The 12,928-nt window shown below is 61.9% G+C and carries 16 protein-coding genes and 2 pseudogenes; 12 read left to right on the top strand and 6 right to left on the bottom strand.

Annotation, left to right across the window (positions count from 1 at the left end; genetic code table 11):
• Nucleotides 1-221 (bottom strand): annotated as a pseudogene (locus B5X69_RS19300) (hypothetical protein); the annotation flags it as partial.
• Nucleotides 222-434: 213 nt separating this feature from the next.
• Between B5X69_RS19300 and B5X69_RS19305 the strand changes: the two are divergent.
• The 4 genes from B5X69_RS19305 to B5X69_RS19325 all read left to right on the top strand — a co-directional run bounded on the left by B5X69_RS19305 (nt 435) and on the right by B5X69_RS19325 (nt 3,754).
• Nucleotides 435-752 carry a type II toxin-antitoxin system MqsR family toxin gene (locus B5X69_RS19305; protein WP_079640163.1) on the top strand — a complete coding sequence of 106 codons (318 nt, stop codon included), beginning with the start codon at nt 435-437 and terminating at the stop codon, nt 750-752.
• A complete protein-coding gene (locus tag B5X69_RS19310; RefSeq protein ID WP_079640164.1) occupies nt 745-1,167 on the top strand; it encodes a type II toxin-antitoxin system MqsA family antitoxin in 423 nt (140 codons plus the stop codon). The genes B5X69_RS19305 and B5X69_RS19310 overlap by 8 nt, the downstream gene beginning before the upstream one ends.
• Before the next feature lie 707 nt (nt 1,168-1,874).
• Nucleotides 1,875-3,107, top strand: coding sequence for an APC family permease (locus B5X69_RS19320; protein WP_079640166.1), 1,233 nt, complete (start codon nt 1,875-1,877; stop codon nt 3,105-3,107).
• Nucleotides 3,108-3,205: 98 nt separating this feature from the next.
• Entirely contained in the window at nt 3,206-3,754 is a 549-nt protein-coding gene (locus tag B5X69_RS19325) for a cytochrome b (RefSeq protein WP_079640167.1), read from the top strand.
• A 40-nt stretch (nt 3,755-3,794) separates the two neighbouring features.
• Here the strand turns inward: B5X69_RS19325 and B5X69_RS19330 are convergent, their stop codons facing one another.
• Both B5X69_RS19330 and B5X69_RS22330 read right to left on the bottom strand, forming a co-directional pair.
• Nucleotides 3,795-4,169: a hypothetical protein gene (locus B5X69_RS19330; protein WP_245798812.1), complete on the bottom strand. Its 375-nt coding sequence runs from the start codon at nt 4,167-4,169 to the stop codon at nt 3,795-3,797.
• A 163-nt stretch (nt 4,170-4,332) separates the two neighbouring features.
• Nucleotides 4,333-4,467: a hypothetical protein gene (locus B5X69_RS22330; RefSeq protein WP_281250958.1), complete on the bottom strand. Its 135-nt coding sequence runs from the start codon at nt 4,465-4,467 to the stop codon at nt 4,333-4,335.
• 104 nt (nt 4,468-4,571) lie between these two features.
• Between B5X69_RS22330 and B5X69_RS19335 the strand changes: the two genes are divergently transcribed.
• Complete coding sequence (locus B5X69_RS19335) at nt 4,572-5,246, top strand: YcbK family protein (RefSeq protein WP_079640168.1); 675 nt, start codon at nt 4,572-4,574, stop codon at nt 5,244-5,246.
• Complete coding sequence (locus B5X69_RS19340) at nt 5,243-5,902, top strand: tyrosine-type recombinase/integrase (RefSeq protein WP_079640169.1); 660 nt, start codon at nt 5,243-5,245, stop codon at nt 5,900-5,902. The genes B5X69_RS19335 and B5X69_RS19340 overlap by 4 nt, the downstream gene beginning before the upstream one ends.
• Before the next feature lie 98 nt (nt 5,903-6,000).
• Here B5X69_RS19340 and B5X69_RS19345 read toward each other — a convergent pair whose 3' ends face one another.
• The gene (locus tag B5X69_RS19345; protein WP_176141696.1) at nt 6,001-6,189 is read right to left on the bottom strand and encodes a helix-turn-helix transcriptional regulator; all 189 of its coding nucleotides are present in this window, start codon (nt 6,187-6,189) and stop codon (nt 6,001-6,003) included.
• A gap of 403 nt (nt 6,190-6,592) precedes the next feature.
• Between B5X69_RS19345 and B5X69_RS19350 the strand changes: the two genes are divergently transcribed.
• From B5X69_RS19350 to arsH, 5 genes are all read left to right on the top strand, one after another.
• Nucleotides 6,593-6,937, top strand: coding sequence for an ArsR/SmtB family transcription factor (locus B5X69_RS19350; RefSeq protein WP_079640171.1), 345 nt, complete (start codon nt 6,593-6,595; stop codon nt 6,935-6,937).
• 88 nt (nt 6,938-7,025) lie between these two features.
• The gene (locus tag B5X69_RS19355; RefSeq protein ID WP_425441536.1) at nt 7,026-7,463 is read left to right on the top strand and encodes an arsenate reductase ArsC; all 438 of its coding nucleotides are present in this window, start codon (nt 7,026-7,028) and stop codon (nt 7,461-7,463) included.
• Entirely contained in the window at nt 7,460-7,891 is a 432-nt protein-coding gene (gene arsC, locus B5X69_RS19360) for an arsenate reductase (glutaredoxin) (protein ID WP_079640172.1), read from the top strand. Before B5X69_RS19355 ends, arsC begins: the two co-directional genes overlap by 4 nt.
• Nucleotides 7,892-7,901: 10 nt before the next feature.
• Nucleotides 7,902-8,966 (top strand): ACR3 family arsenite efflux transporter, encoded by a 1,065-nt coding sequence (gene arsB, locus B5X69_RS19365; RefSeq protein WP_079640173.1) that lies wholly within the window; start codon nt 7,902-7,904, stop codon nt 8,964-8,966.
• A 5-nt stretch (nt 8,967-8,971) separates the two neighbouring features.
• Nucleotides 8,972-9,739, top strand: coding sequence for an arsenical resistance protein ArsH (arsH, locus tag B5X69_RS19370; protein ID WP_079640174.1), 768 nt, complete (start codon nt 8,972-8,974; stop codon nt 9,737-9,739).
• Between the two features lie 324 nt (nt 9,740-10,063).
• Here the strand turns inward: arsH and B5X69_RS19375 are convergent.
• Nucleotides 10,064-10,303: pseudogene (locus B5X69_RS19375) on the bottom strand (IS110 family transposase); the annotation flags it as partial.
• A gap of 332 nt (nt 10,304-10,635) precedes the next feature.
• On the opposite strand from B5X69_RS19375, the gene B5X69_RS19380 reads away from it, so the two are divergent.
• Entirely contained in the window at nt 10,636-12,387 is a 1,752-nt protein-coding gene (locus B5X69_RS19380; protein ID WP_245798813.1) for a sensor domain-containing diguanylate cyclase, read from the top strand.
• Nucleotides 12,388-12,401: 14 nt separating this feature from the next.
• Here B5X69_RS19380 and sciP read toward each other — a convergent pair whose 3' ends face one another.
• Nucleotides 12,402-12,689: a CtrA inhibitor SciP gene (sciP, locus tag B5X69_RS19385; protein WP_079640176.1), complete on the bottom strand. Its 288-nt coding sequence runs from the start codon at nt 12,687-12,689 to the stop codon at nt 12,402-12,404.
• Nucleotides 12,690-12,928 lie beyond the last annotated feature (239 nt).

A 12,928-nucleotide genomic window follows, 5' to 3' on the forward strand; every position in this document is an offset into this window, starting at 1 on the left:
TCCTTCTCGACCGCATAGAATTCGCGGGAGAAATAGCGGTCGGACGGGACCGGATCGGTGCCGAGCGACGGATCGCGCGAGGTTTCGAGCAGGATCTCAGGCGGCGCCTTCTTGTCTCTCCGATAGAGGTCCTGGACGAAAGTGTGGCCACGGGAAATTGCATCACGGTCCCGATTCCGCTGTTCGCCAGCAGGCTGCGCCGACAGTTCAGTATCTTGCATCAGGCAATCCTCTCAGTAACGATTCTTTAGTCTGGGTCTCATTCCTATCGAACCTTCCCCCGACGAACAAGGGGGATGTCGAGCACGATTATCTGGGCAGCCATCGACGCGGCTTCTATGTGGCAAACCACCAAATCTAGACGTGCGCGACCACCGGCGGGCTGACGGAATCGGCCCTCTTGAAAAAACACCACAGTGGTGTTATCAAGGGTAATGACCGAGAAGCGAAAGCCGACCTATGACATTGACGCGGTCAAAGCCGTTTTCTCGACGGCCGAGAAGCTCAATGTCACAGGTTCCGCTCTGAGAGGAGCGGCTTCGCTTGGTTTTGGGCGAAGCGAGATCGTCGCAACCATACAGACGATCGAGCGACGCCATTTTTATAAGTCCATGACATCCTTTGCCGATCATCGGGTCTGGCAGGATGTCTACCACGTTCCCTCGGAACAGGGGACTTTGTACGTCAAGTTCACGGCTGATGCCGTGACCGAGTTTTTGCTTCTGTCGTTCAAGGAGAAGGGCGATGACTAACCCCACCTGCCCGGAGACGGGCCAGCCGATGTTCCGCGACGTTCGGCCGATGACCATTACCTACAAGGGGCACCAGGCCACCTTCGACATGCCCGGGTGGTATTGTGATGCGAGCGACGAGAGCATTCACACCGGTGACGACATGAAGGTTTCCGATCGGGCCCTGAACCGGCTCAAGGCGCAAGTCGAGGGCCTGCTCGAGCCCGAAGCGGTGCGTCGTATCAGGAAGCGCCTGCACCTCACCCAGAAGGATGCTGGCCGCCTGATCGGTGGCGGGCCCAACGCCTTCCAGAAATACGAGAGCGGCGACGTGGTTGTCAGCCATGCGGTGATGAGTGCCTTGCTGCTGCTCGACAGGGATCCGTCCGGGCTCTCTTTTCTGAAGCAGCGGGTGCACCGGAAGGAAGCCGCATAAGCCTGTTGCGATTGCTTATCCGCAATAGCCGACCGCAACTTTTCGCAGGCTCACTGCCTGCTTAGATACCCTTCGACAAGAGAGTTCGTCCGCAGGCTCTCTCCCACCGCCAATATCTCATTGCGAATCAATAAGATGGCCCTTGGGTGGGGCGAAAATCCCCAGCTTTCGCGGGGTTTTGCCAGTGGCACCTAAACCCCGGAGACGGCCGGGACCGCCAAATTCAGTCTCTGATCGGCTTTTGTCTCTTTTCACCTAAACCTCGCCGGAAAAGGTTTAGGTCTAGAAAATGGCTGATTTCCAAGGCTTTGCTGGATCGCCCCGTCTAAACATTTTCGGCCATATCCCGGCAGGCAATGCGTCCGGAGAATCCGAGGTTTACGTTCTGGAGCGCAGTCACGCGGGGCCTATCCGCCTTTTTCTGGCCCGGCCGCGCTTCTTTGCGAAGAGGCGCGGCCGGGCTGCGTTCAGCGACTGGGTCGTGTTGCCGCAGTGCCTGACGGTCGTGGAGGATGTTCACCAGCATCAGTTCGCCGGCGCCATAAAGGTCGGCCTTCCGCAGCAGTGCTGCCCGCTAGCCAGGCAGGGGCGGTTTCGGGAACGGCAGCGCGTGGCGATGGCTGTGTCGGTCGCGACGAGTTGCAGTTACTGCCATCTCAAATATAGCCATATTATTGCGGTTGGCCTGCGCAGCCGCGAGAGGGGGGATGGTGGACAGCAAAGCAAATTCAGAACCCGGCCTGGTTCGGCGCCTTACACTGACCCATGCGGTGCTGTACGGTGTGGGCGTGACCATCGGCGCTGGCATATATGTGCTGGTCGGGGTCGCTGCTGGGCGTAGCGGGATGTACGCGCCGTTGGGCTTTCTCATCGCCGCTATCGCTATGGGCCTTACCGCTGCGTCATTCGCTGAACTCGGAACGCGCATGCCGGTTAGCGCGAGCGAAGCAGCTTATGTGGAGGCCGCGTTCGGTCGCCGGTGGCTAACTACCGCGATGGGCTTGCTCGTGGTCGTCACCGCCACGATTTCGGCTGCAACAATCGCAGCCGGCAGTGTCGGCTACATCGGGATATTCGTTCCACTCCCGACACATTGGATCATCATTGGGGTCGTGCTTTCGATGGGGGCCGTCTCATGCCTTGCAACCACTCAGTCGATTATGTTCGCAGGCGTGATGACGCTGATTGAAGTTGGCGGGCTGGTTTTAATCATTACGGCCGGTGCTGGTCAGGACGGAGACGTTATCACCCGGCTGCCCGAGATGATCCCGTCAGCTTTCGATAGTGTCGCCTGGGCGGCCATTGGCGGCACGACCTTGATCGCCGTGTTTGCCTTCATTGGTTTTGAGCATCTGGTGAATATTGCCGAAGAGCTCAAGGAGCCGAACCATACGCTTCCGCGCGCTCTGTTCATCACACTTGGTGTGACGGCTGTGCTCTACATGCTTGTCATCTGGATTTCGGTGGTCGCCGTTCCGCCTGCCGAACTTGCCAGTTCGCCTGCACCGCTCGCGCTGGTGTTTCAGCGCCTGACGGGTCTGCCGCTCTTCTACATGAGCCTTATTGCCGTCGTCGCGACGCTCAACGGGATCGTAGTGCACATGATCATGATCGCCCGGGTGCTATATGGCCTGGCCAGTCAGGGAAATCTTCCGAAGCATTTGGCGCATGTGAACCAGACCACGCGAACGCCGATCGTGGCGACCGGCTATGCGGTCGTAGCAATTCTGATCCTGACGATTGCTGTGTCACTTGATGGACTTGCGGACCTTGCCTCGCAGGGGACATTGATCATCTTCGCCGCGATCAACCTAGCACTCATCGTTATCAAGGCCCGCAATGAGGACGCGCCGACTGGAGTATTTCTATGTCCAAGATGGATGCCTTATGCCGGGCTGATCTCTTCGTCTCTCGTTTTTCTGGTCAGTTTGCTCAGCTAATTTGAGCGAATGATACCTGTGTGATGAAGCACATTGATCAAGCACAATGTGCTTCGGAATTTTCACGCTTAGAATTGATTTAGAATGTGAGGCTCGCAATGAATCCAGCCGATATCCGTCAGCGCTTTCCCGCCCTGTCGATCGCTCTTCACTGGGTCATGGTCCTGCTGATTTCCGCCGTTTATGCGGCGATTCTGCTGCGGGAGAATTATCCCAAAGGGAGCGACATCCGCGAAGGCTTTAAGACTTGGCATTTCATGCTCGGACTGACCGTGCTCGCCCTGGTCGTCATCCGCCTGATAGCGCGCCTCAGCAGCCGAAAGCCGCCGATCACGCCGAAACCCGCGGCCTGGCAAACGCTCGTCGCCAATATAACGCATTTTGCCCTCTATACGTTCATGCTGGCGATGCCCATCGCCGGCTGGGTCATTCTGAGCGCCTCTGGCAAAGTCATCCCATTCTTCGGGCTGGAGCTTCCCGCACTGATCGGTCCGAACAAAGCTTTGGCGGGACAGGTAAAGGAGTTGCACGAAACGGTCGGAACGATCGGCTATTTTCTGATCGGCATTCATGCGGCGGCGGCGCTCTTCCATCATTATGTGCTGAAGGACGATACCCTGAGGCGAATGCTACCCGGCCGGCTCTGAATGGGAAAGCGAAGGAGGCTGAAGTGTAGTGGCCGCTTCACTATTGAAGATTGCAGTTATTTGTCGGTGCCAAGGCAGTTCGGCTGCCGCAGCCATCTTTGATTGATGCGGCAGGCGCCATGCGTTCCAGCAGCAATTTCTCAAGCACGGCCGGCGCCAAATAGGCCAGTTTCAGCATCCGACCGGCATAGGCGGGCGTAACATTCTCGGCCATGGCGATGTCCGCGAGGGTTGCCGCCGCGCCGGATTCCAGCTTCCTCCGCCAGCTCCACGCCTTGGCAATCGCCTTCAGCACATGCGGGTCCACCCCGCCGGTGTCCGGCACCACGTCGGCTGGCGGGACGATCTTCGGTCGCCCGTTGCGCTTGCGGATGGTGAGAGGGATGAACACACGCATGGTAGTGGGGGCACTCATGCTGCCCTATCCTTTTGCGGCTGTGAGAACAGTAGCTGACGCGATGATCCTGGCATGCCAGGATCATCGCACGGCGGCGGTGCTGGTATGGTTTTCATGCTGGCTGCCCAGGATGGTTCAGGTGGCAGATCCGCCAGCACCGCCAACTCGTCTCGACCGCTGATTAGGCTCTGCGATCGATCGCTGCATAGGGCGGAGACGGCGTATACGGGGTGCCGAGGTTCGACCAGCCATAGGAGGAGATCATGCCGCAGATCAGCGCCGGCATCCTGATCGCGCTGATGGCCGGCTTCGCCATCAAGCTGAAGCTCTTCGGACCGACGCCTTAACCCATCCACCCGTCCCGTCAGACCATCGCCTGCCCTCGCAGAGGAGCGGGCTTTTTATGCCTGAAGACCTGCGATGTCGATCATGACCTACAAACACTGGCGCGACGTGCCCGAGAGCACCTGGCGCTGGCCGAATTTCTCACCCGCCGAGATCGCCTGCCGAGGCAGCGGCTCCCTGCGGATCAACGAAGAAGCGCTCGACAAGCTCCAGGCGCTGCGCGACCGGCTTGGCAAGCCGCTCATCGTCCGTTCGGCCTACCGCAGCCCCGAGCACAACCGCGCCGTGGGCGGCGCGACCCGCTCCAAGCACCTCGACGGCGCCGCTTTCGACATCGCCATGGCGAACCACGACCCGGCGGCGTTCGAGGCGGCGGCGCGCGAGGTCGGGTTCCTCGGCTTCGGTTTCTATCCGCGCTCGGGGTTCATCCATGTCGATCTCGGCCCCGCACGGCAGTGGGGCGAGCGGTTCCCGGTCCGGGCGACAGCCTTCGCCGAAGAAACGCCGCCTGCGCGAGAGGTTCTGGCTAAGAGCCGGACAATGAGAGCCGGCGGCGCAGCGGGCGTCGCGACGCTGGCCGCAGCCGGCGTCGAGGTGGCGCAGAGCGTCCTTGCCGAGACCCAGACCGCCATCCTGCCGCTCGTGCCGTATCTCGACACGCTCCGCTGGGTGTTCATCGCCGTCGCGCTCGGCGGGATCGCGGTCACGATCTACGCCCGAATCGATGACTGGCGCCGGGGGCGGCGATGATTGCCACCTTGCTCAGCGCAATAGCCGCCAGCCCTTGGATCCGGGCGGCGCTGCGCTACGGAGCCATCGCGCTCGCAGTGCTCCTGTTCCTGTTTTCGCTTCGGCGCTCCGGGGAGCGAGCGGGACGCCTCCCCGCCTCCCGAATGAAAGGCGACCTCGACCGCAAAGAGGAAGTCGGCGGCGACCATCTCGTCCCGCTGGCTCCGCAAGCCATCGAGGTGCTCTGCGCAGTCTGGCCGCTGACCGGTAATGGCGACCTCGTATTCCCGAGCAACCGGCACCAGCATCGGCCGATGAGCGAGAATGCCATCGGCTATCTCCTCAACAGGGCCGGCTATCACGGGCATCATGTCCCTCACGGATTCCGCGCCGCCTTCTCCACGATCATGAATGAATGGGCCGAGCGGAACGGCAAGGATCTCGACCGCGCCATCATCGACCTCATGCTCGCGCATGTTCCCAAGCAGAAAAGCGACAGCGAAATTGCTTATAATCGCGCGGCCTTCATGCCGCGCCGCCGTGAGCTCGCAGCGATCTGGGCCAATATGCTGAGCGATGGGCTGCCCAATCCATCGATCCTTGTCGAACGGCCGGCCAAGGCGATCGGCTTCCATTCGCGGCGGAAACCATTCCCATCCGCCGCTTGCAGATTGTAGCGCATGGCAATCGTCGGCGGGTCAGGTCGGGGCACCGCACCGTCATGGCTGGACCGAGAATCCGCAACTGCGGAAGAAGGCCGAGACGAGCGCAGGATTCACACCCTGCGCCGTTTCCCTTCGAAGCCATCCTTCACATCGTCGATCCACGCCACCACCTCGCGTTCGCTCCAGCGCGCGGCGAATGGCGATATCTTGTACGGTGCTGGAAAGCGGCCATCCCGGATCATCGTGTAGATCATCGTTTTTCCCAGTCCTACGCGCCGGGACACTTCGTCCAGCTTCATGAACCGCTCGGGCAACTGAGCTTTCGCCTCTGCTATATCGCGAGGATCATCTTCGAGATGTTGCGACGATCCTGACATGCCCGTCTTCCGATCAATTTGCCCTGAGATGAAGGCGCACCCCGCCGAACTCATGGCGCCCGCGGCCGACAATCTGGTTGATCGGGCAAATAGCGCGCGCTGACGATCACCCTGCCCACGCAGCAACGGGTCGCTTCGACGCACGGCGTGCGGCCGCCCGGAGCGCCCGTAGTTGCTGGCTGTTCTTCGGGGCCGTGCGTCCCGGCCCATCGCTAGCCGACGCGTCCCAACCGGGCTGAAGGACCATAATTCCAGAAATTTCGAAATATTGGTTGCGGCCGCTGCGCAATCCTATATTTCGATACATCTAGAAGGGTCGATTCTTATGACTGAAGTGAACATCCAGGTCTGGGCCGTGGACGCTCTGGGTGCCCTCGCCCACGAAACCCGCCTCGCCGTATTCCGTATGCTCGTTACTGCGGGCCCCGACGGCATGATCGCGGGAACGATCGCCGAGAGCGCCAAGGTGCCGCCATCGACGATGTCGCACCATCTTGCGACGCTGGAACGCGCAGGCCTCGTCCAGTCCGAACGCGAGAGCCGGCTGATCCACTACCGCGCCGACTATGAGGGCATGAGCCGCCTCCTCACCTTCCTGATGAAGGATTGTTGCCAGGGCGCGCCCGACATGTGCGCCGACATTTTCGCCAGTATTTCCTGCAACGGCTGAGAAACGACATGACCGACAAGACTTACAACGTTCTGTTTGCACAGGGAACAGCGCCCGCTCGATCCTCGCCGAGGCACTGCTCAACCATTTGGGCGAAGGCCGGTTCCGCGCCTACAGCGCTGGCAGCTTTCCAAAGGGCGACGTGCATCCCGCCGCGATCGCGCTCCTCGGCGAACTCGGGTTCGAGACGGGCGACCTCCGTCCGAAGAGCTGGGACGAATTCTCGGGCGCGGATGCGCCGAAGCTCGATTTCATCTTCACCGTCTGCGACAATGCCGCCGGCGAGACCTGCCCGATCTGGCCGGGCCATCCGATGACCGCTCATTGGGGGATCGAAGACCCCGCCGCGGTCGAAGGGCCGGGCCAGCGCGAAGCCTTCGAGCGCGCGCTGCACTATCTCTCGAACCGCATATCGCTCTTTCTCGCGCTGCCGCACGACAGCATCGACGAGATGGCGATGGCCCGCAAACTCAAAGAAATCGGTCGCAGCGAAGGCGCAACCGGCGAACGGGAGGCCAGCGAATGACTACCGACATCATCATCTATCACAATCCCGAATGCGGGACCTCGCGCAACACGCTCGCGCTGATCCGGAACGCCGGGATCGAGCCGCACGTCATCGAATATTTGAAGACGCCGCCGTCGCGCGCCATGCTCGAACAATTGATCGAGCGCGCCGGCATCGCGCCGCGCGACCTGCTCCGCCAGAAAGGCACGCCCTATGCGGACCTCGGGCTCGACAATACCGATCTCGCGGATAGCGAACTCGTCGATGCGATGGTGGCGCATCCCATCCTCATCAATCGCCCGCTCGTCGTGACGCCGCTCGGAGTGAGGCTGTGCCGCCCGTCCGAAGACGTGCTCGACATTCTCCCTACCCGCCAGATCGGCGCCTTCGCCAAGGAAGACGGCGAACAGGTGGTCGATGCCGACGGCAACCGCGTGCAGGCCTGAGGATATTGTCATGACCACCGCAAAGACCGAACGCCTGTCATTCCTCGACCGCTATCTGACCCTCTGGATCTTTCTCGCGATGGCCTTGGGCGTCGCACTCGGGTCACTCTTCAAGGGACTTCCTGCCGCGATCGACGCGCTGTCGATCGGGACGACGAACATCCCGATCGCGATCGGCCTGATCCTGATGATGTATCCCCCGCTCGCGCGCGTGCGCTACAACGAGCTCCCGCGCGTGTTCGAGGACAAGCGCGTGCTCACGATCTCGCTCATCCAGAACTGGATCATCGGACCGGTGCTGATGTTCGCGCTTGCGGTCCTCTTCCTGTCGGACAAGCCCGAATATATGACCGGCCTGATCCTCATCGGGCTCGCGCGCTGCATCGCGATGGTCATCGTGTGGAACCAGCTCGCGAAGGGCGACAATCAATATGTCGCGGCGCTCGTTGCCTTCAACTCGATCTTCCAGATCCTCTTCTTTAGCGTTTACGCCTGGTTTTTCCTCTCGGTTCTGCCCCCGCTCTTCGGGCTCGAAGGCAGCGTCATCGACGTCAGCTTCTGGACCATCGCCGAGGCCGTTCTCATCTATCTCGGCATCCCCTTTCTCGCCGGCTATTTGACGCGCCGTTTCCTCGCCCGCGCGAAGGGCGACGAGTGGTATGAGACACGTTTCCTGCCAAAGATCGGCCCGATCACGCTCGTCGCGCTGCTTTTCACCATCGTCGCGATGTTCAGCCTCAAGGGCAGCGAAATCCTGACGATCCCCGGCGACGTCGTCCGGATCGCGATCCCGCTGACCATCTACTTCGTGGTGCAGTTCCTCATCAGCTTCTGGATGGGCAAGCTCATCGAAGCCGATTATCCCCGCACGACCGCAGTGGCCTTCACGGCCGCCGGCAACAATTTCGAGCTCGCGATCGCAGTTGCGATCGCCGCCTTCGGCCTCGCCTCGCCGGTCGCCTTCGCGGCGGTCATAGGCCCGCTCGTCGAAGTCCCAGTCCTCATCCTCCTGGTCAGCGTCGCATTCCGTCTCGGGCGCCGCTGGTTCCCGGCAAGCACGCCCTCGGAAGCCTGACTCACATGACAGACCATAATTTCACGCGCCTGCGCGCGCTCACCGATGCCGACCATCTTCCCGCGCTCAGCCCCGAGTATCTGAGGACCCAGCCCGCGCTAGGTCTTGGGCCGCTCGATCCGGCGCCGCGCATCCTGCTGCTCTACGGCTCCTTGCGCGAGCGCTCCTATTCGCGCCTCGTCGTCGAAGAGACCGCGCGCCTGCTCCAGCTCTTCGGCTGCGAGACGCGTATCTTCGATCCGTCCGACCTTCCCCTGCCCGACCAGATCGCCGACGACGATCATCCGGCAGTCGAGGAACTCAGGCAGCATTCCATCTGGTCCGAGGGTCAGGTCTGGTGCAGCCCCGAGCGCCACGGCCAGATTACCGGGATCATGAAAGCGCAGGTCGATCACCTGCCGCTTGCCTACAAGGGCCTGCGCCCTACGCAGGGCCGCACCCTCGCGGTGATGCAGGTCTCGGCGGGGTCGCAGTCGTTCAACAGCGTCAACACGCTCCGCATCCTCGGACGCTGGATGCGGATGATCACCATCCCCAACCAGTCGAGCGTCGCGAAAGCTTATCAGGAGTTCGACGAGGCGGGCCGCATGCTGTCCTCGAGCTACTATGACCGGATCGTCGACGTGGCGGAGGAACTGGTTCGCTTCACTGTGCTGACGCGTGGCCATGCCGACCAGCTTGTCGATCGCTATTCCGAACGGAAGGAGCGCAACGAAGCTGTTGAAGCTGCACCGGCGTCCAACGTGGCCGCAATCCTGGGTTCGATCGCTTGAGACAACACGCAGCTGGCACTGACGGGATGATGTGTCGTCCCTGGATGTCGCAGGCCTCGTCTCTGAGTTTGGTCGCGCAGCAACTCGCGGAGTGCAGTCGAACCCGTTCGTCCGCTGCGTTCCAACCCTTCGGTAAGCCTCAAAGCAATCGCTGCCACCATCCAACATCGTGCCAAGCGCCGAACTTTCTCCCGACCTCGCGATGAGCGGCCTCGAAGGCCATCGTTCCTTACAGGCTGTGAAGCGGCGGCCCATGCCGTTACACCATCAAATGTTCACCTCGCATTCGAGCCCTCTGCGACCTTGCTCAGCGCTGATGCATGGTCACGCGGTCTTGTAGCTCTCTCCGCTGCGCAATATCGCCCATGCCATGCGAGCCGTCTTGTTCGCCATGGCGACGAGCGTCTTGTTGTGCCCTGCTCTGGAAAGCAGATTCTGCGCCCATTTTGGTCGCCGATCGTCGTGCTTGCCGATCCTCAGCAATGCTGATCGAGCCCCTTGTATCAGTTGTCGCCTGAGGTAATGGTTGGCCCTACTGCCGATGCCGCCAAGCCTCGGCTTTCCGCGCTCATTCATTTCCCCCAGAGTAGCGACCCGGAATACACGTCGGTTGACCGGCATCGCGCCAAACAGTGACCAGACGATGGTAAGGATAGACCATGCTCCCGCTGCCGATGCATGACAAGCGGCTGCATGGCATCAGGGGGCATCCTCGCCGAGCGGATCCCGCCATTCCTGTAGCGAGCCCCAGGCACCGCGCGGCGCGCCGGGCTGAAATTGACGTGGCAGTTCATGGTCTCGCTCGGCAAAGCGCCAAAATCGAGACAGCACTATCGCTTGCCCCGGTAAGCTTTCCCAAAGACATAGGCGCCATAATTTCCGCGATGACGTCCGTGATGCGCCTCTTGATTCGCTATTGCGCCCGGCTGCTGCTTGCGCTCGGAAGCGTCGCGGCGGTCGTCGGTGCGGCACCGGCGGGCGCAACCGCGCTTCGCCTTAATCAGTCGATGTGCCACGCGGTGAGCAGTCTTGACTTAAGCGATACGAAACTTCCCGAACTTCGCTTCTCCTGTACAGGAGCGCCCGAGGGGTATCAGCAGGCCAGCCTGTGGCTGCACGTGGATATGAGCACCCTGCCTGCCCCGCGCGGCGGCGCCGCGCTCATGGTGCACCATTCACGCTTCGACAGGCTCGCGGTCGCCTTTTCCTATGCAGACGGGGCTGTTCGCTGGCAGCAGGTCCGTCAGGGCGATTATGGCATGCATTGGCGGGCGGGCGGACAAATCCTCTTCGAGCCCCCGGAACGCTCCGCGCCGCTGACATCGGTGACGATGCGCTTCGACCGTCTCGCCAGCCACGAATTGATACGCGCGCATCTCTTGCCCGCGTCCGAAAGCAGCATGCAGGCTGCCGGCATGGCAGCGGCAGTCGGCGCTGCGCTTACCCTCCTTCTCGTGAGCGGCATCTATAGCCTTTCGCTGGCTGTCGCAGTCCGCCGCCAATATCTCGCGTGGCAGGCGGCGTGGGCGGGCGCGATGCTTCTCTGGGGCACCATATGGTCGCAAATCCATCTCGCCCTTCTGCCCTTCATGGCCGGCACGCTTTCGGCGCAGATTTGCACCTTTCTTTCCTGTCTTGCGATTGCACTTGCAACCGCGAGCGCGGTCACCGCGCTCGACCGAAGCGGCGTTCCTAAAAGATGGCGGCACGTCACCCTCGCGCTGGGTCTCGGCGTCGGACTTGCCGGCATTCCGCTCGCCATGATGCGCAGCGGCGATATCGACCGCTGGGCGGATCTCCTGGGTCTGGTCATCCTCGCCGACCTTGCCGCCGTGACGATCTGCCTCATGGCTGCCTGGCGGCGAGGCTCGACCGAGGCGCGCGATTTTGCTGCCGCCTGGGGCCTGCCGATGGCCGTGCTCGCCTTTATCAACCTCGTCGATGTCGAGGACGGCTTCTGGGGCGGCGGCTCGAAGCTCACCATCCTGATCGCTGCGACCTGGCAGGCCCTCTGGCTTTCCGCAGCAGCCACCCGCCGCCTCTCGCAGCTGCGCGTCGAGCGCGACCGCGCGCGCCTCGCCGAGGCGCAGGCGCGCGAGCTCGCGAGGCGCGATCCGCTGACCGGCCTTCCCAACCGCCGCGGCTTCATCGAAAGCGTGAGCCCGCTGCTTGAGCGGGCGCGCGAGGATGATCTTCCAGCGGCGTTGCTTCTCGTCGACGTCGACCGGTTCAAGTCGATCAATGATGTGTACGGTCATGACGCCGGTGACGCTGTCTTATGCCGGATCGCGCGCCGGATCGCGCGGTGGGAAGGCCCGATCTGCACGGTCGCGCGCCTCGGCGGCGAAGAATTCGGGCTGCTGACGATCGGAATGGATGGCATCGTTCTTGATCGCTTCGCCGAAAGCATCCGCCGCGAGATTGCGGCCTGCGATCATAGCGAGACGATCGGCGATCGCGCGGTCACCGCGAGCATCGGGGTCGCCGAGGTGCGCCCGGCCTGCGATTTTCAGCGGCTCTACAAGATTGCCGACGAGGCGCTTTACGAGGCCAAGCACGCGGGGCGTAACCAGGTATCGCTGCAGCGCCTTGCCGGAGCTGATGTCCCATCGGCCGATCGTGCGAACCGCGAGGCCGCGCTACGCTGAGCGGCCCCGTGAATTCAGATGCCGAACCGGTCGCGATAGAATTGAACGCGCGTCGCGCGCAGCGCGGGGACACCAAGGCGGTCATAGGCGCGTTGCCACGAGGCGAATTCTTCGAGGCTCAGATTATAGCGCTCGCACGCTTCGTCCACCGTGATCAGCCCGCCCTCGACCGCGGCGACGACCTCGGCCTTGCGGCGGCTGACCCAGCGCCGCGTATCGCGTTTCGGCAAATCCTTCAGCGTCAGCTTATCGCCCATCGGTCCAATCACCGATACCGGGCGCATCTTCTGATTTTCAAGCACAGTGGCACTCCGACGTTGCGGCCCATGGCCGCGGTGTGCCCCCCTCTTTCCCCGCGAGAGAGGTTTATCGGATCGCCGTAAAGGAAGGGTTAGAAAGCTGGATCAGCTTGCCGCACCATGCGCACGGTAGGACCCGCAATCGGTCTAGGGCCTGTGGGGATTCATCGTGAGTTGATGACGGCGGCAGCGAGATAGATCATGGCTTGGAAGCTCTGGTCAGTTTTGCATGCGCGCATGGC

Source organism: Sphingopyxis flava, from assembly GCF_900168005.1.
GTDB classification, from domain to species: Bacteria; Pseudomonadota; Alphaproteobacteria; order Sphingomonadales; family Sphingomonadaceae; genus Sphingopyxis; species Sphingopyxis flava.